This is a genomic window from Stenotrophomonas sp. Y6, from assembly GCF_022436665.1.
GTDB lineage: Bacteria > Pseudomonadota > Gammaproteobacteria > Xanthomonadales > Xanthomonadaceae > Stenotrophomonas > Stenotrophomonas acidaminiphila_A.
In genome coordinates this window covers 374,383-398,997 of the sequence record NZ_JAKUKB010000001.1, presented here as the reverse complement: position 1 = coordinate 398,997, position 24,615 = coordinate 374,383, and the positions used below count along the sequence as shown (strand labels likewise).

The 24,615-nt window shown below is 70.1% G+C and carries 21 protein-coding genes and 1 tRNA gene; 16 read left to right on the top strand and 6 right to left on the bottom strand.

Annotation, left to right across the window (positions count from 1 at the left end):
• Positions 1-129 precede the first annotated feature (129 nt).
• The 6 genes from creD (at position 130) to MKP15_RS01855 (ending at position 5,471) form a co-directional block, all read left to right on the top strand.
• Entirely contained in the window at positions 130-1,458 is a 1,329-nt protein-coding gene (gene creD, locus MKP15_RS01880; protein WP_240211606.1) for a cell envelope integrity protein CreD, read from the top strand.
• A gap of 5 nt (positions 1,459-1,463) precedes the next feature.
• The gene (locus MKP15_RS01875) at positions 1,464-1,841 is read left to right on the top strand and encodes a hypothetical protein (protein WP_161614122.1); all 378 of its coding nucleotides are present in this window, start codon (positions 1,464-1,466) and stop codon (positions 1,839-1,841) included.
• Positions 1,842-1,859: 18 nt separating this feature from the next.
• On the top strand, positions 1,860-2,204 hold the full coding sequence (locus MKP15_RS01870; RefSeq protein WP_104938353.1) for a hypothetical protein: 345 nt from the start codon (positions 1,860-1,862) through the stop codon (positions 2,202-2,204).
• Between the two features lie 47 nt (positions 2,205-2,251).
• Positions 2,252-2,857, top strand: a complete 606-nt coding sequence (locus tag MKP15_RS01865) for a GNAT family N-acetyltransferase (protein ID WP_104938354.1) — start codon at positions 2,252-2,254, stop codon at positions 2,855-2,857.
• Positions 2,854-3,735: a carbon-nitrogen hydrolase family protein gene (locus MKP15_RS01860; protein ID WP_240211605.1), complete on the top strand. Its 882-nt coding sequence runs from the start codon at positions 2,854-2,856 to the stop codon at positions 3,733-3,735. Before MKP15_RS01865 ends, MKP15_RS01860 begins: the two co-directional genes overlap by 4 nt.
• Positions 3,736-3,908: 173 nt before the next feature.
• Positions 3,909-5,471, top strand: a complete 1,563-nt coding sequence (locus MKP15_RS01855; RefSeq protein WP_233996357.1) for a M20/M25/M40 family metallo-hydrolase — start codon at positions 3,909-3,911, stop codon at positions 5,469-5,471.
• A gap of 92 nt (positions 5,472-5,563) precedes the next feature.
• Here MKP15_RS01855 and MKP15_RS01850 read toward each other — a convergent pair whose 3' ends face one another.
• Together MKP15_RS01850 and uvrA are read right to left on the bottom strand one after the other, a co-directional pair.
• Positions 5,564-5,971, bottom strand: a complete 408-nt coding sequence (locus MKP15_RS01850; RefSeq protein ID WP_240211604.1) for a thioesterase family protein — start codon at positions 5,969-5,971, stop codon at positions 5,564-5,566.
• Positions 5,971-8,979, bottom strand: a complete 3,009-nt coding sequence (gene uvrA / locus MKP15_RS01845) for an excinuclease ABC subunit UvrA (protein ID WP_240211603.1) — start codon at positions 8,977-8,979, stop codon at positions 5,971-5,973. The genes MKP15_RS01850 and uvrA overlap by 1 nt, the downstream gene beginning before the upstream one ends.
• A 282-nt stretch (positions 8,980-9,261) precedes the next feature.
• Between uvrA and rplU the strand changes: the two genes are divergently transcribed.
• The 4 genes from rplU to obgE all read left to right on the top strand — a co-directional run bounded on the left by rplU (position 9,262) and on the right by obgE (position 11,814).
• Positions 9,262-9,570 (top strand): 50S ribosomal protein L21, encoded by a 309-nt coding sequence (gene rplU, locus MKP15_RS01840; RefSeq protein WP_054664165.1) that lies wholly within the window; start codon positions 9,262-9,264, stop codon positions 9,568-9,570.
• 17 nt (positions 9,571-9,587) lie between these two features.
• The gene (gene rpmA, locus MKP15_RS01835) at positions 9,588-9,848 is read left to right on the top strand and encodes a 50S ribosomal protein L27 (protein WP_104938357.1); all 261 of its coding nucleotides are present in this window, start codon (positions 9,588-9,590) and stop codon (positions 9,846-9,848) included.
• 138 nt (positions 9,849-9,986) lie between these two features.
• On the top strand, positions 9,987-10,772 hold the full coding sequence (locus MKP15_RS01830; protein ID WP_240211602.1) for a hypothetical protein: 786 nt from the start codon (positions 9,987-9,989) through the stop codon (positions 10,770-10,772).
• Complete coding sequence (gene obgE, locus MKP15_RS01825; protein WP_161614127.1) at positions 10,759-11,814, top strand: GTPase ObgE; 1,056 nt, start codon at positions 10,759-10,761, stop codon at positions 11,812-11,814. Before MKP15_RS01830 ends, obgE begins: the two co-directional genes overlap by 14 nt.
• A 616-nt stretch (positions 11,815-12,430) precedes the next feature.
• Here obgE and rpsT read toward each other — a convergent pair.
• Positions 12,431-12,700, bottom strand: coding sequence for a 30S ribosomal protein S20 (gene rpsT, locus MKP15_RS01820; RefSeq protein WP_054664179.1), 270 nt, complete (start codon positions 12,698-12,700; stop codon positions 12,431-12,433).
• A gap of 115 nt (positions 12,701-12,815) precedes the next feature.
• On the opposite strand from rpsT, the gene murJ reads away from it, so the two are divergent.
• The 6 genes from murJ (at position 12,816) to MKP15_RS01790 (ending at position 20,086) form a co-directional block, all read left to right on the top strand.
• On the top strand, positions 12,816-14,408 hold the full coding sequence (murJ, locus tag MKP15_RS01815) for a murein biosynthesis integral membrane protein MurJ (RefSeq protein ID WP_240211601.1): 1,593 nt from the start codon (positions 12,816-12,818) through the stop codon (positions 14,406-14,408).
• Between the two features lie 82 nt (positions 14,409-14,490).
• Positions 14,491-15,531: a bifunctional riboflavin kinase/FAD synthetase gene (locus tag MKP15_RS01810; protein WP_240211600.1), complete on the top strand. Its 1,041-nt coding sequence runs from the start codon at positions 14,491-14,493 to the stop codon at positions 15,529-15,531.
• Between the two features lie 6 nt (positions 15,532-15,537).
• Positions 15,538-18,369: an isoleucine--tRNA ligase gene (gene ileS, locus MKP15_RS01805; protein ID WP_240211599.1), complete on the top strand. Its 2,832-nt coding sequence runs from the start codon at positions 15,538-15,540 to the stop codon at positions 18,367-18,369.
• A gap of 76 nt (positions 18,370-18,445) precedes the next feature.
• The gene (gene lspA / locus MKP15_RS01800; protein WP_240211598.1) at positions 18,446-18,964 is read left to right on the top strand and encodes a signal peptidase II; all 519 of its coding nucleotides are present in this window, start codon (positions 18,446-18,448) and stop codon (positions 18,962-18,964) included.
• A gap of 59 nt (positions 18,965-19,023) precedes the next feature.
• On the top strand, positions 19,024-19,974 hold the full coding sequence (gene ispH / locus MKP15_RS01795; RefSeq protein WP_161614130.1) for a 4-hydroxy-3-methylbut-2-enyl diphosphate reductase: 951 nt from the start codon (positions 19,024-19,026) through the stop codon (positions 19,972-19,974).
• Between the two features lie 36 nt (positions 19,975-20,010).
• Positions 20,011-20,086 (top strand) — tRNA-Thr (locus MKP15_RS01790).
• 68 nt (positions 20,087-20,154) lie between these two features.
• On the opposite strand, the gene MKP15_RS01785 is transcribed toward MKP15_RS01790, so the two are convergent.
• Genes MKP15_RS01785 through MKP15_RS01775 form a run of 3 tightly spaced genes read right to left on the bottom strand, consistent with a single transcriptional unit; the run spans position 20,155 to position 24,397 of the window.
• Positions 20,155-22,917, bottom strand: a complete 2,763-nt coding sequence (locus MKP15_RS01785; protein ID WP_240211597.1) for a TonB-dependent receptor — start codon at positions 22,915-22,917, stop codon at positions 20,155-20,157.
• An 8-nt stretch (positions 22,918-22,925) separates the two neighbouring features.
• The gene (locus MKP15_RS01780; RefSeq protein WP_240211596.1) at positions 22,926-23,903 is read right to left on the bottom strand and encodes a FecR domain-containing protein; all 978 of its coding nucleotides are present in this window, start codon (positions 23,901-23,903) and stop codon (positions 22,926-22,928) included.
• The gene (locus MKP15_RS01775; RefSeq protein ID WP_161614152.1) at positions 23,900-24,397 is read right to left on the bottom strand and encodes an RNA polymerase sigma factor; all 498 of its coding nucleotides are present in this window, start codon (positions 24,395-24,397) and stop codon (positions 23,900-23,902) included. Before MKP15_RS01775 ends, MKP15_RS01780 begins: the two co-directional genes overlap by 4 nt.
• Positions 24,398-24,615 lie beyond the last annotated feature (218 nt).

Below are 24,615 nucleotides of genomic sequence, written 5' to 3'. Positions count from 1 at the left end.
TCCGCAACCGGCCGCTGCCGCCGCTGCGCGGCGCTCACCGCCAGCGGCTTCACCTCCACTTCAAATTCGCCACAAACCGCGCCCATCCGGGGCGGCCACGCTGTGCCCGTTTCCACACGAGGACGGGCCATGACTTCCCTGAAACTGCTGTTGCGCTTCGCCGTGGTCGGCGGGCTGGCGTTGCTGCTGCTGATTCCCCTGCTGCTGATCCGCGGCACCATCGCCGAGCGCGAGCGTTACCGCGACCAGGCCATCGAACGGGTGGCGCAGAGCCGCGCCGGGGCGCAGTCGCTGATCGGCCCGGTGCGGGTACTGCCGTGGACCCAGCAGCGCGAGGTCGAGGTGGTCGAGGCGGGCGTGCGCAAGAGCGAGCTGCGGACCGAGCACGGCTATGACCTGCAGATGCCGCGGCAGTTGCGGATACAGGGCGAGCTGCGCCCGGACGAGCGCCGGGTGGGCCTGTTCCGGGTGCCGGTGTACAGCTTGCACGCGCGGGTGCAGGCCGAGTTCGCCGATGCCGCCTATGCCGCCGTGCCGGGCCGCGTCTACGGCCGGCCCTACCTGGCGCTGGGCATCGCCGACGTGCGCGGCCTGGTGGGTACGCCCAACCTGCGGGTGGACGGGCGCGCGCTGCCGCTGCACGCCGGTTCGCTGGCGCTGGAGGGCGCGTCCAAGGGGCTGCACGCCATGCTGTCGCCGCTGGGCCAGCCGCAACAGGGCACCTTGGCCGAGGGCCGCAGGGTGGAGCTGGAGTTCGTGCTCGACGGCACCCGCTCGCTGTCGGTGGTGCCGGTGGGCGACGACACCCGCGTGTCGCTGGCCTCGACCTGGCCGCATCCGCTGTTCGGCGGCAGCTTCGCGCCCAACGAGCGCCACATCGACGATGCCGGGTTCAAGGCCGACTGGGCGGTGTCCTCGCTGGCCTCGGCCGCGCAGGAACAGCTGCGCCGCGACCTGCGCAGCGATGGCGGCGCGGTCGAGGCGCTGGAGGTGGCGCTGGTGGACCCGGTCGACGTGTACACGCAGGTCGACCGCGCCAGCAAGTACGGCATCCTGTTCGTGCTGCTGACCTTCGTCGGTTTCGCCCTGTTCGAGCTGATCAGGCGGCTGCGGATCCATCCGCTGCAATACCTGCTGGTCGGGCTGGCGCTGGCGATCTTCTTCCTGCTGCTGCTGAGCCTGTCCGAGCACATCGTCTTCTGGCAGGCGTACCTGGTGTCGGCGCTGGCGTGCATCGGCCTGCAGGGTTTCTACCTCAGCGGGGTGTTGCGCAGCTGGCGGCACGGGCTGGGCTTTGCCACCCTGCTGACCCTGCTGTACGGGGTCCTGTACCTGCTGCTGGCGTCGGAGAACAACGCGCTGCTGATGGGCTCGCTGCTGCTGTTCGGGATCCTCGCGGCGATCATGTGGCTGACCCGCAAGGTGGACTGGTACGACCTCGGCGGCGGTCTGCGGTGAACCCGATGCGGCTGAGTACACGGTTGCTCCGGCGGCTGCGGCAAGGGCTGCCGCCGGGGCTGGCGGCAGCGGTGCTGCGGGTGGAGCAGGGCGCTGGCTGGTCCGCTTCGCCGCTGGCGGCACTGGGACTGGGGACGGCCCCGCGCCATGGCTGCCTGCGCCTGCAACTGGACGCAACGCTGGCCGAGCGGATCCGCCAGCGTGGTGCCGCAGGCCTGCCCGCGCTGGACGGCGCGGGCCGCTGGCAGGCGCTGGGCCGTCGTGGCCTGCGCTTCAGGGCGGTGCTGCGGGAACGCCAGGTGGTGGTGTGCGATGCCGTGCACCGGCGGCTGTGGCTGTTGTGGCGCGAACCGGGAGCGGCCCGGTGCGCACGCGGCTACTGAAGCTGGAACGGGGGCGCGATGCGTTTCCATCATGCACTGTCACTGCTCGCGATCGTCGCGCTGCCGCTGCTGGCCGGCGTGGCGGTGGCCATCGAGGCGGGGTACAGGAGGGTTCCGGCCGTCGGCGTGGTGTTGTCGGCGTTGCCCGCGATGGGGCTCGCTTTGATCGTCATCGTGCCGTTGGCATCCCGGTGTTCGGCGTCATGGGATGTCAGCCTGGCGATGCCACGGCTTCTCGCGCCGGAAGAACGCCGGACCTTGCGGCGCACGAGCGTGCTGTGCCCTACGGTCTACCGGTTCAGGCGCGATGGCCGCGGCGAATGCCTCGTCTCCGACGGGGATGGCGGTGCCCTGGTCGGCTGAGGTTGAGGCGCTGCTGCGCGGCAAACGCGCGGCGCTAGAATTCCGCCATGGACGCCTCTCCCTCCATCGCCGCCCTGCGCGGCACCGACCTGCTGCCGGTACTGGACGACGTGGCGCGCCTGCGCATCCGGGTATTCAATGACTGGCCGTATCTGTACCGGGGCAGCCTGGACTACGAGCGCGACTACCTGGCCGCCTATGCGGCCACGCCGGATGCGGTGTGCGTGGTGGCGCGGGCCGGCGATGAGGTGGTGGGCGCCTCCACCGGCCTGCCGCTGCTCGATGACGGCCCGGCGTTCCGCGCGCCGTTCGAGGCGGCCGGCATCGATCCGGCGCAGGTGTTCTATTTCGGTGAGTCGGTGCTGCTGCCGGCCTGGCGTGGGCGTGGCATCGGCCATGCCTTCTTCGACGCCCGCGAGGCGCATGCGCGCGCGCTCGGGCGCTTCGCGATGACCGCGTTCTGCGCGGTGGACCGCGACCACGACGACCCGCGCCGGCCCGCCGGCCACCGCGACAACGACGGGTTCTGGCGCAGGCGCGGCTATGCGCGGCAGCCGGGCATGACCCTGCACCTGTGCTGGGACGAGGTCGGTCGCGGCGAGCTGTCGCACGCGCTCACTGTCTGGACCCGTGCATTGGAGCCGGCCGCATGAAGATCGCCGTTGCCCGTTACCGGATCGGCGCTCCGGCCGGTTTCGACGCCTTCGCCGCGCGCCAGCGCCAGGAACTGGAGGCCGCCGCCGCGGCCGGCGCGCGCATCGCGGTGCTGCCCGAATACCTGTCGCTGGAACTGGCGGCGACCTTCGACGCGGGCATCCAGCGCGACCTGGCGGCGTCGCTGGCGGCGATCCAGCGCTACCGGCAACCCTGGCTGCAGCTGTTCGCCGGCCTCGCCCGCGACCTGGACATGCACGTGGTCGCCGGCACGTTCCTGCTCGACACCGGCCACGGCCGCTACCGCAACCGCTGCGACTGGCTGACGCCGCAGGGCGCGCACCTGTGGCAGGACAAGCTGCAGCTGACCGGCTTCGAGCAGGCCACCGGGCTGATCGACGGCGGCGACGTACTGAAGGTGTTCGAGATCGACGGCATCCGCGCCGGCGTGGCGGTGTGTTACGACAGCGAGTTCCCGCTGCCGGTGCGCGCGCAGTACGAAGCGGGTGCGCGGCTGCTGGTGGTGCCCAGTTGCACCGACACCGAGGCCGGCGCCACCCGCGTGCGCGTGGGCTGCCTGGCGCGGGCATTGGAGAACCGCATGTTCGTGGCGCAGTCGGTGACCGCGGGCGAGGCCGGCTGGAGTCCGGCGCTGGACGTCAATACCGGCGAAGCGGCGGTGTATGCGCCGATGGACCGCGGCTTCCCCGACGACGGCGTGCTGGCGCGCACCGCTGACGGCCAGCCCTGGACGGTCGCGGAGCTGGATTTTGCCGCCTTCCAGGCCAGCCGCGCGCAGGCGCAGGTGGCCAACGACCGCGACTGGCCGGGGCAGTGGCGACCGGCGCTGCAACGCGCCGTGGTGTCGCCGGGCTGAGCCCGCGCCGGCGCTGCGCAGGCCCGCTGCGGCGGCAACGCGCCGCTGCCCACGCGCGACCATGACCATTGGCCGGCTCGGCCGCCGGCGGCGCTGGCTAGACTCGGGCCTTTGTCGTGATCGGCCGCGGGCCGGGGGAAATGATGATCAAGCGGTGCTTGCTGGTACTGGGCATGGGGCTGGCGTTCGCCGGTGGCGCGGGTGCGGCCGAACAGGTCGATCTGGACATGGTGGGCAAGATCCGCCAGGAAGCGTTCCACCGTTCGCAGGTCATGGATACCTTCTCCTATCTCACCGAAAGCATCGGCCCGCGCCTGACCAACTCGCCGGCCATGACCCGGGCCAATGCCTGGACCCGGCAGAAGTTCGGCGAATGGGGGCTGACCAGCGCGCATGACGAGGCCTTCGACGACTTCGGCCGCGGCTGGGAGTTCGAGTCGGCCAGCGTGGAGATGCTGGAGCCACGCCTGACCCAGCTGTATGCGCTGCCCAAGGCCTGGACGCCGGGCACCAACGGCACCGTCGAAGGCGAAGTGGTCAAGGTCGACATCAAGAAGCTGGCCGACCTGGAAAAATACAAGGGTACGCTGCGCGGCAAGATCCTGCTGCTGGGCGACGCGCGTGAGTACAAGCGCGGCACCGAGGCCGACTCGCACCGGCACGACGCCACCTCGCTGGAGGGGCTGCAGGAGTTCACCATTCCCAAATCCGCGGACAAGGACCGCGCCAAGCGGGTCAAGGAGTACGCCGAACGCCAGGAGCTGGTGCGTGCGACCAATGCCTTCTTCGCCGCGGAGGGCGCGCTGGCGTCGATCAGCATCAGCGGCTGGGACAACGGCATCATCCGCGTCGGTGGCGGCGGTTCGCGCAAGGCCGGCGAACCGGTGGGCATCCCCGAGCTGGCGATGATCGCCGAGCACTACAACCAGCTGGCGCGCGCGCTGGAGCGCAAGCAGCCGGTGAAGCTGCGGGTCAACGTCGATGCGCGTTTCACCGACGAGACCGACCAGCCGGGCCACAACACCATCGCCGAGATCCGCGGCACCAGCAAGGCCGACGAGATCGTGATGCTGGGTGCGCACATGGACTCCTGGCACACCGGCACCGGCGCGGCCGACAACGCCGCCGGCGTCGCGGTGATGATGGAGGCCATGCGCATCCTCAAGGCGGTGGGCGCCAAGCCCCGGCGCACCATCCGCGTGGCGCTGTGGAGCGGCGAGGAGCAGGGCCTGATCGGCTCGCAGGCCTACGTGGCCAGGCACTTCGCGCATTACCCCGAGCCCACCGACCCGGCGCAGAAGGCGCTGCCGGCCTCGCTGCGCGAGCCGACCGGTCCGCTGCAGAAGCTGCGCGACTACGACAAGTTCTCGGTGTACTTCAACATGGACAACGGCTCGGGCCGCTTCCGTGGCATCTATGCGCAGGAGAACATCGCCGCGATGCCGATCTTCGAGGCCTGGCTGAAGCCGTTCAACGACGTCGGCGCCGCCACCGTGGCCAGCCGCAACACCGGCAGCACCGACCACATCAGCTTCGACCGGGTCGGCCTGCCGGGCTTCCAGTTCATCCAGGACCGGCTGGACTACTTCAGCAACGTCCACCACAGCAACCTGGACACCTGGGACCACGCCGAACCGGAAGACCTGAAGCAGGCCGCGGCGATCGTCGCCGCGTTCGCCTACAACGCCGCCATGCGCGAAGAGAAGATGCCGCGCAAGCCGCTGCTGGAAGACTGACGCCACGCAACGCAGGCGGAAACGACAAGGGGCCGCATCGCGGCCCCTTCGTCTTCCGGCGGTCCTTCGCTGCCGCCGGCAGCGGCCAGGGCTCAGCTCGACACCGCACGCACGGCCTCGGGCAGTGGCGCGCTGCGGCCGGTCTGGGTGTCCATCCACACCACCACCACGTTGCCGTCGGAGTACAGCTTGCCCGGGTCCTTCTGGTCGACGATGCGGTGGCCGATGGTCACGCTGCTGTTGCCCAGGCGCTCGACGAACAGCTCGACCACGATGTCGTCGGGCCACACGATCGGCAGCCGGTAGTTGATGTTGGTGTTGGCCACCACCGGGGCGATGCGGTCGTTCATCGACACGCCTTCCACGCCCAGCATCCAGCGCACGCGCGCCTCTTCCAGGTAGGAGACGTACTTGGCGTTGTTGACGTGGCCCATCGAGTCCATGTCGCGCCAGCGCACGCTGATCGGCACGCGGGCCAGTTGCTTGTGTGCGGTGCTCATCACGAAACCTTCTTCTTGCTGGTGGCGGATTTCTTCGCGGCCGCCTTCTTTGCGGGCTTTTCCTTGCGCGGCGGCAGCTCGCGGCGTCCTGCCTCCCGCTGCACTTGCGCGTCCTTGCGCGGCGGCCGCGCGTCGGGCTTGTTGGCCACGGCCGCGGGCTGCTCCGGGCGCGCGCTGGTGGAGGGCAGCAGCTTGGCCAGGAACTGGCCGGTGTACGACTGCGGGCAGGCCGCCACGTCTTCCGGCGTGCCGGTGACCAGCACGGTGCCGCCGCGGTGGCCGCCCTCGGGGCCGAGGTCGACGATCCAGTCCGCGGTCTTGATCACGTCTAGGTTGTGCTCGATCACCACCACCGTGTTGCCTTCGTCGCGCAGCTTGTGCAGCACCCCCAGCAGTGCCTCGATGTCGTGGAAGTGCAGGCCGGTGGTCGGCTCGTCGAGGATGTACAGGGTGCGGCCGGTATCGCGCCGCGACAGTTCCTTGGACAGCTTCACGCGCTGCGCTTCGCCACCGGACAACGTGGTCGCGCTCTGCCCCAGCTTGATGTAGCTCAGGCCCACGTCGACCAGGGTTTCCAGCTTGCGGGCGATGGCCGGCACCGGCTCGAACAGCTTCAGCGCATCCTCGACGGTCATTTCCAGCACGTCGTTGATGTTGTAGCCCTTGTACAGGATCTCCAGCGTCTCGCGGTTGTAGCGCTTGCCGTGGCAGACGTCGCAGGGCACGTACACGTCCGGCAGGAAGTGCATCTCCACCTTGATCAGGCCGTCGCCCTGGCAGGCCTCGCAGCGCCCGCCGCGCACGTTGAAGCTGAAGCGCCCCGGCGAATAGCCGCGCGCGCGCGCTTCCGGCACCTGCGCGTACAGTTCGCGCAGCGGGGTGAACAGGCCGGTGTAGGTGGCCGGGTTCGAGCGCGGGGTGCGGCCGATCGGCGACTGGTCGATGTCCACCACCTTGTCGAACAGGTCCAGGCCCTCGACCTCGCGGTACGGCGCGACCGGGTGCGAGGCGCCGTTGATCTCGTTGGCCGCCAGCGAGAACAGGGTGTCGTTGATCAGGGTGGACTTGCCCGAGCCGGACACGCCGGTGATGCAGGTCAGCAGCCCGGCCGGGATGTCCAGGTCCACGCCCTTGAGGTTGTTGCCGCTGGCCCCGCGCAGGTGCAGCGTCATCTTCGGGTTGGGCCTGTGGCGCCGCGCCGGGATCTCGATCGAGCGCTTGCCCGACAGGTACTGGCCGGTCAGCGAGCGCGGCGCGGCCAGGATGTCCTCCAGCCGGCCTTCGCCGACCACCTCGCCGCCGTGCACGCCGGCGCCGGGACCGATGTCCACCACGTGGTCGGCCAGGCGGATGGCGTCCTCGTCATGCTCGACCACGATCACCGTGTTGCCGAGGTCGCGCAGCCGGGTGAGGGTGCCGAGCAGGCGCTCGTTGTCGCGCTGGTGCAGGCCGATGGACGGCTCGTCGAGCACGTACATCACCCCGACCAGGCCGGCGCCGATCTGCGAGGCCAGGCGGATGCGCTGCGCCTCGCCGCCGGACAGCGTGTCGGCCTTGCGCTCCAGGGTGAGGTAGTCCAGGCCGACATCGACCAGGAAGCCGAGCCGCTCGCTGATCTCCTTGACGATCTTGGCGGCGATCTCGCCGCGCCAGCCCGGCAGGCTGAGTTCGCCGAAGAAGCGCTTGGCCTCGTCGATCGGCAGCACCGCCAGTTCCGGCAGCGGACGGTCGGCGACGAACACGTTGCGCGCGGCCTTGTTCAGGCGCGCGCCGCCGCACTCGGGGCAGGGCCGTTCGCTGATGAACTTGGCCAGTTCCTCGCGCACCGCCGGCGATTCGGTCTCGCGGTAGCGGCGCTCCAGGTTGGGGATGATGCCCTCGAAGCGGTGCTTGCGCTGGCTGCGGCCGCCGTTCTCGGTGAAGTAGGTGAATGTGATCTGGTCCTCGCCGCTGCCGTACAGCACGGCCTGGCGCACGTCCGCGGGCAGCGACTGCCACGGCGCGTCGACATCGAACCGGTAGTGCTTGGCGAGCGAGGCGATCAGCTGGAAATAGTAGGCGTTGCGGCGGTCCCAGCCGCGCACCGCGCCGGCGGCCAGCGACAGCTCCGGGTGCACCACCACGCGCGCCGGGTCGAAGAACTCGGCCATGCCCAGGCCGTCGCAGCCGGGGCAGGCGCCGACCGGCGAGTTGAACGAGAACAGGCGCGGCTCCAGCTCCGGCAGCGCGTAGTCGCAGACCGGGCAGGAGTACTTGGACGAGAACAGCTGCGGCGGCGCCTGCGCATCGTCCAGCGACTGCACGGTGGCCATGCCGTCGCCCAGCTTGAGCGCGGTCTCGAAGCTCTCGGCCAGGCGTTGCTTGAGGTCCTCGCGCGGGCGGAAGCGGTCGATCACCGCCTCGATGGTGTGCTTCTGGCGCAGCGCCAGCGGCGGCACCGCGTCGATCTCGTGCAGTTCTCCGTCCACGCGCACGCGCACGAAGCCCTGCGCGCGCAGCTGGTCGAACACCTGCACATGCTCGCCCTTGCGCTCGCGGATCACCGGTGCCAGCAGCATGTAGCGCTGTTCCGGGTCCAGCGCCAGCACCTGGTCGACCATCTGGCTGACGGTCTGCGCTTCCAGCGGGTAGCCGTGGTCGGGGCAGCGCGGGCTGCCGACGCGGGCGTAGAGCAGGCGCAGGTAGTCATAGATCTCGGTGATGGTGCCCACGGTCGAGCGCGGGTTGTGGCTGGTGGACTTCTGCTCGATCGAGATCGCCGGCGACAGGCCCTCGATGTGGTCCAGGTCGGGCTTCTCCATCACGCTCAGGAACTGCCGCGCGTAGGCCGACAGCGACTCGACGTAGCGGCGCTGGCCCTCGGCGTAGATGGTGTCGAACGCCAGCGACGACTTGCCCGAGCCGGACAGGCCGGTGATCACGATCAGCTTGTCGCGGGGCAGGTCGAGGTCGATGTTCTTGAGGTTGTGCGTCCGCGCGCCGCGGATGCGGATGAAATCCATCGCCATGGGAGGTCCGTTCTGGGCCGCGCGGCGGAAACCGGGCGCGGTTGGGGGCAGGGGATGCAGCTGACGGCAGTCGATCAGCCTAGCGAGCTTGGGATTTGGGGGCAATTGCCGGAATTGCCAGCGCGCACGCCTGCGCCCGGGCCGGGCGCAGGCCGTTGTTCAGGCACGGGTTTTCCGCCCCGGGGGCGACTTGACCAGGGCGGCTTGGTGCCGGTAAAATTCCGCTTCTGTCCGCCCTCGATGGTGGGCAGATCCCAAGAATAACTACAGAAGAGACATCCCATGTATGCAGTCCTGGTAACTGGCGGCAAGCAGTACCGCGTCGCGCAGGGTGAGACCCTCCGCGTTGAGAAGCTCGAAGCCGAAGCCGGCAGCGAGATCAAGTTCGACACCGTCCTGATGCTCGGCGACGCCGACGGCATCAAGATCGGCGATGCCCTGAAGGGCGCTTCGGTGACCGCCAAGGTCGTGGCCCACGGCCGCGCCGACAAGGTGAAGATCATCAAGTTCCGCCGGCGCAAGCACCACATGAAGCGCCAGGGTCATCGCCAGTACTACACCGAAATCGAAATCACCGGCATCGCCGGCTAATCCAAGGAGAATCCGTCATGGCACATAAAAAGGGCGTAGGCTCCTCGCGCAACGGCCGCGACTCCAACCCGAAGTACCTGGGCGTCAAGATCTTCGGCGGCCAGGCCATCGAAGCCGGCAACATCATCGTGCGTCAGCGCGGCACCCAGTTCCACCCGGGCGCCGGCGTCGGCCTGGGCCGTGACCACACGCTGTTCGCGCTGGTCGACGGCAAGGTCGAGTTCACGGTGAAGGGCCCGAAGAAGCGCCGCACCGTCAGCGTCGTCGCGGAAGCCTGATCTTCCGCACGTGCAGGCGCCCGGGCCACGGCGTGGGCGCCGCCGACGAAAGCCCCGCTTCGGCGGGGCTTCTCGTTTGCAGGTGGTCCCGCGGGCCGCGCATGGCAGGAGGCAGGGAAGGTGATCCGTTACCGGGCTGTGGCCCTGCTGTGCGGCCTGCTGGCCTGCGCGGGATGCGCGGCCGACATTCCCAGCGACCGTGACACCCTGGCCGTGACCGGGCCGCTGGCATCGCTGCAGGCTGATACCCTGGCCCTTCCGCCGGGTTCGCCGCAGTTGCCGGCGTTGTTGGCCGATCCGCAGGGCTGGCGGCCGGCGCCCGGTGCCGGGGGCGTCGAGCGCAGCAGTGCCCGTGGCGATTTCGATGCCGACGGCTGGCTGCGCACCACGGTATTCAGCTGGGACGGGAGTCGCGGCTGGGAAGTCCACATGGCGTACGGCGAGGATGGGCGCGCGCCGCCGGCCACGGTGCGGATCTGGCTGCGGGCGCCGCAGGGCAGCGGGCAACCGGACTGGCCGATGGGCGAGGGCACGGTCCGCTATGCTGGCGCCACGCGCACCCTGCGCTATAAAGGCCAGCGTCCGGGCATCGAAGGTCGCGAGGACTTTGAAAGAACCCTGACCCTTGGTGCGTCCAACCGGGTCGAGCTGGAAGAGTCCACCAGCGTCGCGCCCGATGGCGCCCCCGTGCACAAGCGCCGCCAGGTCCTGGCGCGCGATGCGCAGGGGCGTCCACTGGACGACGCGGAGCTGCTGGAAGGTGCGCAATACCGCGTCTCCCATCACTATTTCCTGCCCGACGGGCGGGGCAACCCCCGCCGCATCGTGCGCCTGTACCGCGCCGCCGGCGCGGCGCAGGACGCGCCGGTGCTGCGGGCCGAAGTAATTCTGAGAACCTTGCGATACCAAGATGAAACTCGTTGATGAAGCCGAAATCTCTGTAATCGCCGGCAACGGCGGCAATGGCTGCGTCGGTTTCCGCCGCGAGAAGTTCATTCCGCTTGGCGGGCCGGACGGCGGCGACGGCGGCGACGGCGGCAGCGTCTGGCTGCGCGCCGACGAAAACCTGAACACCCTGGTCGACTTCCGCCACGAGCGCATCTTCAAGGCGCAGCGCGGCGAGAACGGCATGGGCCGCCAGGCCTACGGCAAGGGCGGCGAAGACCTGGTCATCACCGTGCCGGTCGGCACCGTGGTCATCAATGTCGACACCGACGAGGTGATCGGCGACATGACCCGCCATGGCGACCGCCTGCTGGTGGCCAAGGGCGGCAAGGGCGGCCTGGGCAACATGCACTTCAAGAGCTCCACCAACCGTGCGCCGCGCCAGGCGCTGCCGGGCGAGGAGGGCGAGCAGCGCCTGCTCAAGCTGGAGCTGAAGCTGCTGGCCGACGTCGGCCTGCTGGGCTTTCCCAATGCCGGCAAGAGCACCCTGATCCGCGCGGTCTCGGCGGCGACGCCGAAGGTGGCCGACTACCCGTTCACCACCCTGTACCCGAACCTGGGCGTGGTCAAGGTGGAGAACTACCGCAGCTTCGTGATCGCCGACATCCCCGGCCTGATCGAGGGTGCGGCCGATGGCGCCGGGCTGGGCGCGCAGTTCCTGCGCCACCTGCAGCGCACCCGGTTGCTGCTGCACCTGGTCGACATCTCGCCGATGGAGGGGGGCGTGGAAGGCGTTTCCCCGGTCGAGCAGGTGCGCGCGATCGAGCGCGAGCTGGGCAAGCACGACCCGGCGCTGCTGGAGAAGCCGCGCTGGCTGGTGCTGAACAAGGCCGACCTGATGTTCGAGGACGAGGCGCGGGCCGCGGCCGAGCAGGTGGTCAAGGAGCTGGGCTGGACCGGTCCGTGGTACCTGGTCTCGGCGCTGGGCCGCGAGGGCACCTGGCCGATCATGAAGGACATCATGGCCTTCTTCGACCAGCAGAAGCTGCTCGAGGCCGAGGCGCGCGAAGCGCAGGGCTGAGGCGGCGTTTGCCCCGGAACGCGCGAAAAACCCGGCCGCGGCCGGGTTTTTCGTTCCTGTCCGCGCCCCCGGCGCCCGCTCGTGGGGGCGCGGTTGCGGCCGCGATGCCCCTTTCCGATGGGCTCCGCCCATGCCGTCACGGCAGCTGCCGGATGCCTCGCGGCGCCGGGCGGCAGAAATCCGCAGGGGGAGGGGCTTCCCAGGTCTTCGGTCGGCGGCCCGGCTGGTGATCGGTGGAGGGGCAGTGCCCGGAAGCCGCCGGGAGCGGCTTTCGACCTGGCCAGTCGCCATGGTCCGCAGCGGGTCGGCGATGGAAGGCGGGCACAGGGAAGCTGCCTGGAGCGGTTTCCGGTATTGCCTGCCGATGGCCCGCAGGGTCGTCGTTACCGGATGGCGGGCACAAGGAAACCGCCGAGAGCGGTTTCCGACATCGCCTGTCGGTGGCCCGAAGGGTGTCCGCCCTGGATGGCGGGCACAAGGAAACCGCCGGGAGCGGTTTCCGACATCGCCTGTCGATGGCCCGAAGGGTGTCCGCCCTGGATGGCGGACACAAAAAACCCGGCCGGAGCCGGGCTTTTCGCGTCGGGAGCCGGGCGGCTCCCGGTGATCGCGCCGATCAGGCGGCCTTGAGGGCCTTGATGCGGGCGGTCAGGCGGCTCTTGTGACGGGCGGCCTTGTTCTTGTGGATCAGGCCACGGGCGCTGAAACGGTCGAGGATCGGCTGGGCGACAGCAAAGGCAGCCTCGGCGCCGGCGGCGTCATTGGCATCCAGAGCCTTGATCACCTTCTTGACGGCGGTGCGCAGCATCGAACGCTGAGCCGTGTTACGCGCGTTGCGCACAACGGTCTGCTTGGCGCGCTTCTTGGCGGACTTGATATTGGCCACGGTGGTGGTTTCCTGAAAATCGGTATGGTGGGAACAGCAAGCACGCAAGTATGATGGTTGGCCGAATGAACGTCAAGTCAAGTTGTCAAGGGGGCCGTGGGTGAGTTCACCGCGCATGTTGCGGGGGCTGCTGTCGTTCAGCAGCATGACGATGATCTCGCGGGTGCTGGGCCTGGTCCGCGACCAGGCGATTTCCATCACCTTCGGTGCCAATGCCACCACCGACGCGTTCTGGGTGGCGTTCCGCGTGCCCAACTTCCTGCGCCGGCTGTTTGCCGAGGGTTCGTTCGCCACCGCCTTCGTGCCGGTGTTCACCGAAGTGAAGGAGACCCGTCCGCACGCCGACCTGCGCGAACTGATGGCGCGGGTGTCCGGCACCCTGGGCGGGGTGCTGCTGGTGCTGACCGCGCTGGGCCTGATCTTCACCCCGCAGATCGCCTGGCTGTTCGCCGATGCCGACGCCGCCGACCCGGTCAAGTACGGCCTGCTGGTGGACCTGCTGCGGCTGACTTTCCCGTTCCTGCTGTTCGTGTCGCTGACCGCGCTGGCCGGCGGGGCGCTGAACAGCTTCCAGAAGTTCGCGATGCCGGCGCTGACCCCGGTGATCCTCAACCTGTGCATGATCGCCGGCGCGCTGTGGCTGGCGCCGCGGCTGGAGGTGCCGATCCTGGCCCTGGGCTGGGCGGTGCTGGTGGCCGGCGTGCTGCAGCTGCTGTTCCAGCTGCCGTCGCTGAAGGGCATCAACCTGCTGACCCTGCCGCGTTGGGGCTGGAACCATCCCGACGTGCGCAAGGTACTGACCCTGATGGTGCCGACCCTGTTCGGCTCGTCGGTGGCGCAGATCAACCTGATGCTGGACACGGTGATCGCGGCCCGGCTCAGCGACGGTTCGCAGTCCTGGCTGTCGCTGGCCGACCGTTTCCTGGAGCTGCCGCTGGGGGTGTTCGGGGTGGCGCTGGGCACGGTGATCCTGCCGGCGCTGGCCCGGCACCACGTCAAGACCGATGGCGAGGGCTTCTCCAACGCGCTGGACTGGGGCCTGCGCATGACCCTGCTGATCGCGGTGCCGTCCATGCTCGGCCTGCTGCTGCTGGCCCAGCCGCTGATCGCCACCCTGTTCCAGTACCGCGAATTCACCGATTTCGATACCCGCATGACCGCGCTGTCGGTCTACGGGCTGAGCTTCGGCCTGCCGGCGTTCGCGCTGCTGAAGGTGGTGCTGCCGGCGTTCTATTCGCGCCAGGACACCAGGACCCCGGTGCGCGCCGGCGTGGCCGCGCTGGTGGCCAACATGGTGTTCAACTTCGTCCTGCTGGCGGTGCTGTACCAGGTGATGGTGCCCGAGGCACTGAAGGCGCAGGGCGTGATGGCGGCGCTGGCGGCGCAACCGGGCCTGCACCTGGCGCTGGGCATCGCCAGCGCATTGTCCAGCTACCTGAACCTGGCACTGCTGTGGTACTGGCTGGGCAGGACCGGGGTTTACCAGCGCCGCCCGGGCTGGGGCGGCTACGTGCTGCGTCTGGTCGTGGCGTGCGCGGCCATGAGCGCGGTGCTGCTGGGGCTGCTGCACTGGCTGCCCGGCTTTGGCGGCATGGACAAGTGGCAGCGCATCGGCAGCCTGGCGCTGCTGGTGGGCGGCGGCGGCCTGACCTACCTGCTGGCGATGCTCGCCATGGGCTTCCGCCCGCGCGACCTGCGCGAGCAGTGAGGCGGCCGTGCCCGCGCCGCCGCTATACTTCCCGGCTACACATGGCAAAGCGCCGGCCCGCCAGGGCCGGATCCGGGTTTGAATGAGCAGGCTGTTTAGAGACGTCGAGGGCGGGGTGTTGTTCCCGCAGGGAAGCGTGGTCTGCATCGGTGCCTTCGATGGCCTGCACAGGGGCCACCGGGTGCTGGTGCGCCACGCGGTCGAGCGCGCGCGCGCGCTCGGCGTGCCGGCGGTGGCGCTGGCCTTCGAGCCGCTGCCGCGCGAGTTCTTCGCCCGCGACACCCCGCCGCCGCGGCTGATGCTGGCCCGCGACAAGGTGGCCACGCTGCGCGGGCTGGGCATCGACAGCGTCGGCCTGCTGCGCTTCGACGCGAAGATGGCGGCCATCACCGCCGAGGATTTCGTGCGCGGCATGCTGGTGCGCCGGCTGGGCGCACGCGAGGTCTGGATCGGCCCGAAATTCCACTTCGGTCATCGCCGCGGCGGCGACCTGGCATTGCTGCAGGCCATGGGCGCCGAGCTGGGCTTCGCCGCCGGCGAGATCGCGCCGGTGCACCTGAACGGCGAGCGCATTTCCAGCACCCGCATCCGCGAACTGCTGGTGGCCGGTGAATTCGGGCAGGCCGCCGACCTGCTGGGCCGCCCGTACACGATCGGCGGCCGGGTGGTGCGCGGGCAGCAGCTCGGGCGCACCCTGGGCTTCCCGACCGCCAACTTGCGTTTCCCGCGGACGCCCGCACTTTCAGGGATCTACGCTACCTGGGTGCACGGCGTCTTCGAGCAACCGTGGCCGTCGGTGTCGAGCTTCGGCACGCGCCCGACCGTGCAGGGCGTGGAGCCGCTGCTGGAAGCCCATCTGTTCGATTTCCAGGGCGACCTGTACGGCCGCCACATCGAGGTCGAGTTCGTCGCCAAGCTGCGTGACGAAGAGAAGTTCAACGATCTGCCGGCGTTGACCACGCAGATGCACCACGATGCCGAACAGGCGCGCACCCTCCTCAACGAGTATGCGAGTCCCTCGCAACAGCCCGCACATCCCTGTGCGGACGCCGGAAATGCGAGTCCCCCGCAACAGCCCGCACATCCCTGTGCGGACTCTTCAATAACTGCCGCGCAAGGGTAAGTACCCGTGACCCAAGACTACAAAGCTACCCTCCACCTGCCGGCGACGGAATTCCCGATGCGCGGCGACCTGCCCAAGCGCGAGCCGGGCATCCTGGCGCGTTGGGAAGAGCAGGGCATCTACGCGCAGCTGCGCGAAAACGCCAAGGGCCGGCCGCTGTTCGTGCTGCACGACGGCCCGCCGTACGCCAACGGCCAGATCCACCTGGGCCACGCGGTCAACAAGATCCTCAAGGACATCATCGTCAAGTCGCGCTACCTGGACGGCTACGACGCGCCCTACGTGCCGGGCTGGGACTGCCATGGCCTGCCGATCGAGATCGCGGTCGAGAAGAAGTGGGGCAAGGTCGGTACCAAGCTCGATGCCGGGCAGTTCCGGCAGAAGTGCCGCGAGTACGCCGAGGAGCAGATCAACCTGCAGCGCGCCGACTTCAAGCGCCTGGGCGTGATCGGCGACTGGGACAACCCGTACAAGACGCTGAGCTTCGATTTCGAGGCCAACGAGATCCGCGCGCTGGCCAAGATCGTCGCCAACGGCCACCTGGTGCGCGGCGCCAAGCCGGTGCACTGGTGCTTCGACTGCGGCTCGGCGCTGGCCGAGGCCGAGATCGAATACCAGGACAAGACCTCGCCGGCGATCGACGTGGCCTACACCGCGCGCGATCCGCAGCAGCTGGCCACCCGTTTCGGCGTCACTCTGCCGGCCGGGGTGGAGGTGGCGGTGCCGATCTGGACCACCACCCCGTGGACCCTGCCGGCCTCGCTGGCGGTGTCGCTGGGCGCGGACATCGAGTACGCGCTGGTCGAAGGCCCGGCCCACGACGGCCGGCCGCGCTGGCTGGTACTGGCCGCGGCGCTGGCCGAGCGTTCGCTGGCCCGCTACGGCGTGGCCGAGGTGGTCGTGCACGGCCATGCCAGGGGCGCGGCACTGGAGAACCAGCTGCTGGCCCACCCGTTCTACGCCGGGCGCGACCTGCCGCTGCTCAACGGCGAGCATGTCTCCGATACCGACGGTACCGGTGCGGTGCACACCGCGCCCGGCCACGGCCAGGAGGACTTCGCGGTCAGCCAGCAGTACGGGGTGATGGATGCGTACACCGCCGCCCAGATCAACCCGGTCGATGGCCGTGGCGTCTACCTGCCGTCCACGCCGCCGGCCGGCGACGTCGAACTGGCCGGCGTGCACCTGTGGAAGGCGCAGCCGCTGATCGTCGACGTGCTGCGCGGCAACGGCGCGCTGCTGGCGTTCGCCGAGATCCAGCACAGCTACCCGCACTGCTGGCGCCACAAGACGCCGGTGGTGTTCCGTGCCACCCCGCAGTGGTTCATCTCGATGGACAAGGCCGGGCTGCGCGCCGATGCCATGGCCGCGATCGACAACGTCGGCTGGTTCCCGGGCTGGGGCAAGGCGCGCATCGCCAGCATGGTCGATGGCCGTCCGGACTGGTGCATCAGCCGCCAGCGCACCTGGGGCGTGCCGATCGCGCTGTTCACCCACCGCGAGACCGGGCAGCCGCACCCGCGCACGGTCGAGCTGATGCAGCAGGTGGCCGACCGCGTGCAGGACGGCGGCATCGACGTGTGGTACTCGCTGGACCCGGCCGAGCTGCTCGGCGACGAGGCCGCGCAGTACGAGAAGGTCACCGACATCCTCGACGTCTGGTTCGACTCGGGCGTCACCCATGAAGGGGTGCTGCTGGCGCGCGGTTTCGGCAAGCCGGCCGACCTGTACCTGGAAGGCTCGGACCAGCACCGCGGCTGGTTCCAGTCCTCGCTGCTGACCGGCGTGGCCATCGACAAGGCGGCGCCGTACAGGCAGTGCCTGACCCATGGTTTCACCGTGGACGAGCACGGCCGCAAGATGTCCAAGTCGCTGGGCAACGGCATCGAACCGCAGGAAATCATGCGCACGCTGGGCGCGGACATCCTGCGCCTGTGGATCGCCTCGGCCGACTACAGCAACGAGATGTCGCTGTCGCAGGAGATCCTCAAGCGCAATGCCGACGCCTACCGGCGCCTGCGCAACACCGCGCGCTTCCTGCTCGGCAACCTGGACGGCTTCGATCCGTCGCGGCACCTGCGCCCGCTCGAGGACATGGTGGCGCTGGACCGCTGGATCGTGCACCGCGCGTTCGAGTTGCAGGAGAAGATCAAGGCCGCCTACGCCAGCTACAACATGGCCGAGATCGTGCAGCTGCTGCTGAATTTCTGCAGCGTGGACCTGGGCTCGCTGTACCTGGACGTGACCAAGGACCGCCTGTACACGATGCCGACCGATTCGCGCGGGCGCCGTTCGGCGCAGAGCGCGATGTACCGCATCGCCGAGGCGTTCGTGCGCTGGGTCGCGCCGATCCTGACCTTTACCGCCGACGAGCTGTGGGGCTACCTGCCGGGCGAGCATGCCGGCAACGTGCTGTTCACCACCTGGTACGACGGCCTGGCGCCGCTGCCGGCCGACGCGCAGCTGTCGGCCGCTGACTTCGAGCAGTTGCTGGCGTTGCGCGAGCAGGTGGCCAAGGTACTGGAGCCGATGCGCGCCAATGGCGCCATCGGTGCCGCGCTGGAGGCCGAGATCACCGTGGCCGCCAGCCAGGAGCAGGCGGTGCGCTGGCAGCCGCTGGCCGATGAACTGCGTTTCCTGTTCATCAGCGGCGACGTGAGCGTGCGCCCGGCGACCACCGACGAGGTGTTCGTCAGCGCCCAGCCGACCGAGAAGGCCAAGTGCGTGCGCTGCTGGCACCATCGCGGCGACGTCGGCGCCAACGCCGACCACCCGGAGCTGTGCGGCCGCTGCGTCGGCAACATCGATGGCGCCGGCGAAGACCGCCGCTGGTTCTGACCCGGGCGTTACCCGGGACGGAGGCCGCGCGATGGCGCCGCCTCCGTCCCATGCCACTCCACTACAGGCGCATTACATGCAAGCAAAGGCTGTCAAACCCAACGCATTGATCTGGCTGCTGGTATCGGCGGCGGTCATCGGCCTGGACCAGTGGAGCAAGGCCTGGGTGCTGGCCAGCCTGCCCGAATTCACGCCGGTGCCGGTGATCGACGGCTTCTGGAACTGGTACCGCACCTACAACACCGGCGCGGCATTCAGCTTCCTCAGCGACGCCGGCGGCTGGCAGCTGTGGTTCTTCACCGCGTTGGCGGTGGCCATCAGTGGCCTGATGGCGTTCTGGCTGTCGCGCACCGCGCGCGGCAACTGGCGCGCGGCGCTGCCGTACGCGCTGGTGATCGGCGGTGCCATCGGCAACGTCATCGACCGCCAGCTCCACGGCCACGTGGTGGACTTCATCCAGTGGTATGTCGGCGACCACTACTGGCCGTCGTTCAACATCGCCGATTCGGCGATCGTGGCCGGCGCCATCGGCATCGCCCTGTCCGGGCTGTTCGACGGGAAGAAGCGCGAACAGGGCGCCGGGAGCGGGCAATGACGCGGCGCGGTTTCGCTCCGGTTCCCCTTGTTTCCCGTTGCCGCCGTTAGAATCGCCGCATGGACGTATTGCTTGCCAACCCCCGCGGCTTCTGCGCCGGCGTCGACCGCGCCATCGAGATCGTCAAGCGCGCGATCGAGACGCTGGGCGCCCCCATCTACGTGCGCCACGAAGTCGTGCACAACCGCTTCGTGGTCGACGACCTGAAGCAGCGCGGCGCGATCTTCGTCGAGGAGCTGCACGAGGTGCCGGACGGCAACACGGTGATCTTCAGCGCCCACGGCGTGTCGCAGGCGGTGCGCGACGAGGCCGACCGGCGCGGGCTCAAGGTGTTCGACGCGACCTGCCCGCTGGTGACCAAGGTGCATTTCGAGGTCGCGCGGCATTGCCGCGCCGGCCGCGACGTGGTGCTGATCGGCCACGAGGGCCATCCCGAAGTCGAGGGCACGATGGGGCAGTGGCGCAATGAAGCCGGGGCCGGTGCGATCTACCTGGTCGAAGACGAGGACGACGTGGCCGCGCTGGTCGTTGGCCAGCCCGAGAACCTTGCCTACACCACCCAGACCACGCTGTCGGTGGACGACACCCGCAGCGTGATCGCCGCGCTGCGGGCCAAGTTCCCCGCCATCCAGGGGCCGAAGAACGACGACATCTGCTACGCCACGCAGAACCGCCAGGACGCGGTGCGCGAACTGGCGCAGCAGTGCGACCTGGTGCTGGTGGTCGGTTCGCCGAACAGTTCCAACTCCAACCGCCTGGCCGAACTGGCCCGCCGCGAGGGCGTGGAGTCGTACCTGATCGATGGCGCGCACGAGATCGACCCGCAGTGGGTGGCCGGCAAGCAGCGCGTCGGCCTGACCGCCGGCGCCTCGGCGCCGCAGGTGCTGGTCGATGGCGTGATCGAGCGCCTGCGCGAACTCGGTGCCGGCGGCGTCGCCGAGCTGGCCGGCGAGCCGGAGTCGATGGTGTTCGCGCTGCCCAAGGAACTGCGCCTGCGCCTGGTCGATTGACCACATCGCCGGCCAGCCCCTACAATTCGCGGCTCCGCCGGAATAGCTCAGTTGGTAGAGCGGCGCATTCGTAATGCGTAGGTCGCAGGTTCGACTCCTGTTTCCGGCACCAGCATCGAACCAGAGGCCAGGCGTCCGCGCCTGGCCTTTTGTTTTGCCGCGCGTGCCGGCCGGCGGCGGTCAGTGGAACTGCAGGGTGAGCTGGAAATAGCGCCCCAGCGGATCGTCCAGGCCGGCGGACAGGCCGCCGTTGCCGGGCAGGTAGTTCACCGGCTGGGTGTCGAGCAGGTTGAGGACGTCCAGCGCCGCGGTCATGCGCGTGCCGATGCGGCGATCCAGGTGCAGGTTCCAGCGCAGCTGCGCCGGGTTGCTGCACTGGTCGTTGCCGCGCTGCGCCGCCGGGCAGCTGCCTGCGGCCGGCCAGGCGCGGGTGCTGCCGGCATAGCGCGCATGCAGCGCACTGCCCCAGCGCGCGCCCTGCCAGTGCAGCGAGGCATTGGCCGCCGTGCCCGGGGTGGCGTGGCCACGCAGGTCGATCCAGCGGTTGCCGGCGCGCTCGCGACGGCGCAGCGTCTGCTGGTGGACCGCATCCAGCGACAGTCGCCACTGCCCGGCGGCGGAGCTGCGCAGGTAGTCGCCGTGCAGCACCCAGTTGCGCGACACGGTGCGCCCGATGTTGTCGAAATACAGGCGCAACGACTGCAGCCGGCCGCGCTCGTCGATCAGCCAGGTATCCGCGTTCCAGCCGGCATCGGCCGGGCGCAGCGCCAGGATCTCGTTGCGCAGTTCGACGCGGTTGTGGGTGAGCGACAGGCTGAGTGCGGGCGTTGGGCTCCAGATGGCGCCCAGGCTCTGGTTGCGCGAGGTTTCGGCGCGCACGCCGGTGTTCTCCACCACCTGCACGTCCACCAGGCAGGCGCCATCGACGGGGTGCGCGCAGGCTGGCAGCGTGGGCGACCATGGCACGGCTTCGGCGCCGAAGTAGCCCGGTGGGCGGCGTCGTTCGAACAGGCTCGGTGCGCGGTAGCCGCGGCCGCCCGAGAACAGCAGCGACCACGCCGGCGAGGGGTTCCAGCGCAGCCCGGCGCGCGGCGAGAACGAGAATTCGCCGGCGTCGTGGTCCAGCCGTGCGGCCAGGTCCAGGCGCAGTGGCTCGGCCAGCGGCAGGCCCAGTTCGACGTAGCCGGCGTTGCTCTGGCTGGAAAGGCGCCGGCGGTCGGTGGGCAGGCCCAGCGCCAGTTCGCCGTCCTCGAGCAGCCGGTCCGGGCGCGAGGTCCAGGTTTCGTGCCGCAGGTCGATGCCCGTCGCCAGTTGCGCGGTACCGCCTGCCAGCGTGCCCAGGGCGTGGCGCACGCCCCACCACGCCAGCCACTGGTCGGTGCGGCCGCGGTTGCGGCTGCGCGGGAACAACTGCGCGCGCAGGGCCGGGTCCAGCGCGGTGAAGCCCGGAATGTAGCCGTCCGCCATGGCATCGAACAACCGCGCGGTGCGCACCGCGCCCTCGGTCGAGAGCGTGGTTTCGCTGCGCTGCCGGCCCAGCCCGGCTTCCCAACCGCCATCGCCGCGGTCGCGGCCGATGCCGGCGGCAAGGTCCAGTTCGAGGCTGCGGACCGCCGGGCGCACGCTGCCGCCTTCCTGGAACACATGGTTGATCAGGCTGCCGTCGGCCAGGCGCAGGGCCGCCGCCGTCGGTCCCAGTTCGTAGCGCTGGCGGGCAAGGCTGGCGCGCAGTTCGGCATGGGCGTGCAGGCCGTTGCCCGCGTCGTGCCGCCAATGGCCGTAGGCGGCGGCGGTGGAGGCGGCGGGCTGCAGCGAGCGCGGGCGCGAACTGTCGTACCAGCAGCCGCTGTCCTCGCGCATGCCCGACGGGCACAGGTAGGCCGGCAGGTAATACCCGTCGCGGGTCAGCAGGCCGATCGGATAGCGCTGCCGTTCGCGGTGCCAGCCGCGGCGGTCGCCGGCGACATGGTCGGTCCGTTGCAGGTCGATGCCGAGGAACCAGTCGTCGCCGGCAGCGCCATTGCCGGTGGCGGCCTGTACCCGGTACTGGGCGCCGTCGCCCTGGTTGCTGGTGCCGGTCTGCAGCATGGCCTCCGGGCCATCGGCGTGGTCGCGCAGCACGATGTTGACCACGCCGGCCATGGCATCGGCGCCGTAGATGGCCGAGGCGCCGCCGCGCACCAGTTCGATGCGTTCGACGAAGCTCAGCGGCAGGCCGCCCAGGTCGGTGAGGGCGCCCTGCTGCAGCGACACCATGGGGTAGCGCGGCAGGCGCCTGCCGTTGACCAGGAACAGGGTGGCGCGCGGCCCCATCCCGTCCAGGCTGGTGGCCGCCGCGGCGCCGCCGGGCAGGTAGGGCGAATCGCCATCGCGCGCGCCTTCCACCGGCGGCCGCCCGTTCATGCCGGGCAGGTGGCGCAGCAGGTCGAACAGCGAGCCGTAGCCACTGCGTCGAATATCGTCGCGCTCGATCACCTCCACGTTCATCGTGGTCTGCAGCGAGGTGCGCGGCAGGCGGCTGCCGGTGACGTGCAGCGGCGCCAGCTCGACCTCCGGCGCCGTCACCACTGGCGCGGCCGCCGCCGCAGGCGCAGCGGTGGGTTTGCGGACGGGGCGGGGCGCTGCCTGCTGGCGGCGTACGGTGAATATGCCCGCCGGCGAGCGCGCCAGCCTGACCGGCAGCCCCTGCAGCAGGTGTTCCAGTGCGGCCACCGGCGGCAGCGTGCCCTCGACCCCGGCGCTGTCCAGTCCGGCCAGTTCGCGGGCGTCGAACAGCAGCGGGGTGTCGCCCTGTCGCGACCATTCGCGCAGGGCCTGCACCAATGGGCCGCGCGCGACCCGGTACTCCACCTTCTCGCTCGCCGGCGCGGCCATGGCCGGCGACACGGCCAGCAACGCCAGGCACAACAGGGTCGGGCGCAGACGGTCGATCAGCGTACCCATTGCGCGGTTCAGCGCTCGCCGCGCAGCTCGAGCGCACCGTCGGCGCGCGTGCGCGCGCTGACCGACCAACCCAGTTCGAGCGCGGACAGCAGCGCGGCCTGGTCGCCGGCGGCGAAGCTGCCGCTCACGGCCAGCGGCGCCAGTGCCGGATCGCCAATGACCAGCGGCGTGGTGGTGTAGCGGTTCATCCGCGCGATCACCACCGGCAACGGCGTGGCGTCGAACAGCAGCCGGCCCTGCGGCCAGGCCTCGGCCTGTGGCTGCACAAGCGCGCGGGCGGGCTCGATCCGGCCCGACCGCAGCACCCGCAGCTGCTGCCCCGGGCGCAGCGTCGCGTGCATGCCCTGGGTACCCTGGCTGTCGATCTCCAGGGCGCCCTCGAGCAGGGCGATGTCGATATGTCCATCGTCCAGCAGCTCGACCTGGAAGGTGGTGCCGATATCGCGCAGCACGCTGTTGCCCGCCTGCACCCGCATCGGTCGGGACGACGCCGCCACCTGCAGTTGCATCCGGCCGTGCTGCAGTTCGATGCCGCGCCTGCGCCAGCCGAACCGGGCGGTCAGGGTGGTGCGGGCATCGAGCACCACGACGCTGCCGTCGCCGAGCACCTGGCGTTGCGGGGCCAGGCCGCTGTTGACGTAGGTGTGCGGGGTGGGGCTGCCGTCGGTGGCCAGTACCCAGCCGGTTCCCACCGCCAGGCACAGCGCCGCGGCCGCGGCCAGCCCGAACAGCGGGCGCCGGTAGAGAGGGCGCCGGACCACGGCGCGCGCGCCGGCGCGCAGCCAGGGGTCATCGCGCAGCGTGGCCGCGCGCGCGTGCAGCCGTTCGGCCTCGGCCCAGGCGTGTACGCGCGCCGGATCGGCCGCCAGCCACTCCTCGAACGCCGCGCGTTCGGCGCGCGTGCAGTCGGCGGCATCCAGCCGCGCCACCCAGGCCGCGGCGCGCGCGAACAGCGCGTCGCCGGCCGCTGCATCGCGCCCGCTCATTCATCCCCGCCCATGCCGAACGCGTCGGCACCCAGTTCCCGGCGCAGCCCCTGCAGGGCCCGCGCGACATGCTTTTCCACGGTCTTGGCGGTGATGCCGCGGTGGCGCGCGATCTGGCTGTAGCTCATGCCGGTGATGCGGTTGAGCAGGTAGACCTCGCGGCAGCGCTCGGGCAGTTTCAGCAGCGCCTGGCGCAGCGCATTGAGCATCTGCCCGGATTCGGCCTGGCGCAGCGGCCCTGGCGTGGTGAACGGCGCCTCGGTCGGCAGGTCCTGTTCGGCCAGTGGCAGGTGTGGCGCGGCGAGCGGCGAACGGCCACGGTCGGCCAGGCGGTTGCGCGCGATCCGGTACAGCAGCAGCTTCAACTCCGTGTGTGGATGCCCGCGGTAACGGATCAGCCGCTCCATGCAGTCCTGCACGATGTCCTCGGCGTCCTCCTCGCCGGCGCCGCGCGCGCGCAGGAAGGCGCGCAGCGGCTCGCGCTGTTCGCGCAGAAACAGCGCGAAGCCATCGCCGGCGGGGGCGGCACCATCGACCGGGGCACGGGAAGCGGACAGTCGGGGGATCCGATGCGGAAGATGGCGGAGAGTGTACGCAGCGCGGCGCCGGTGGGCAGCCCCGGGGGAATTCCGCGCGGCTTGATGAACGCGTTCATGTCCGGCGGACCGGGCGACTGGGGGTGGTGGGTGCCTCGTCGCGTTCTGCTGGGGTC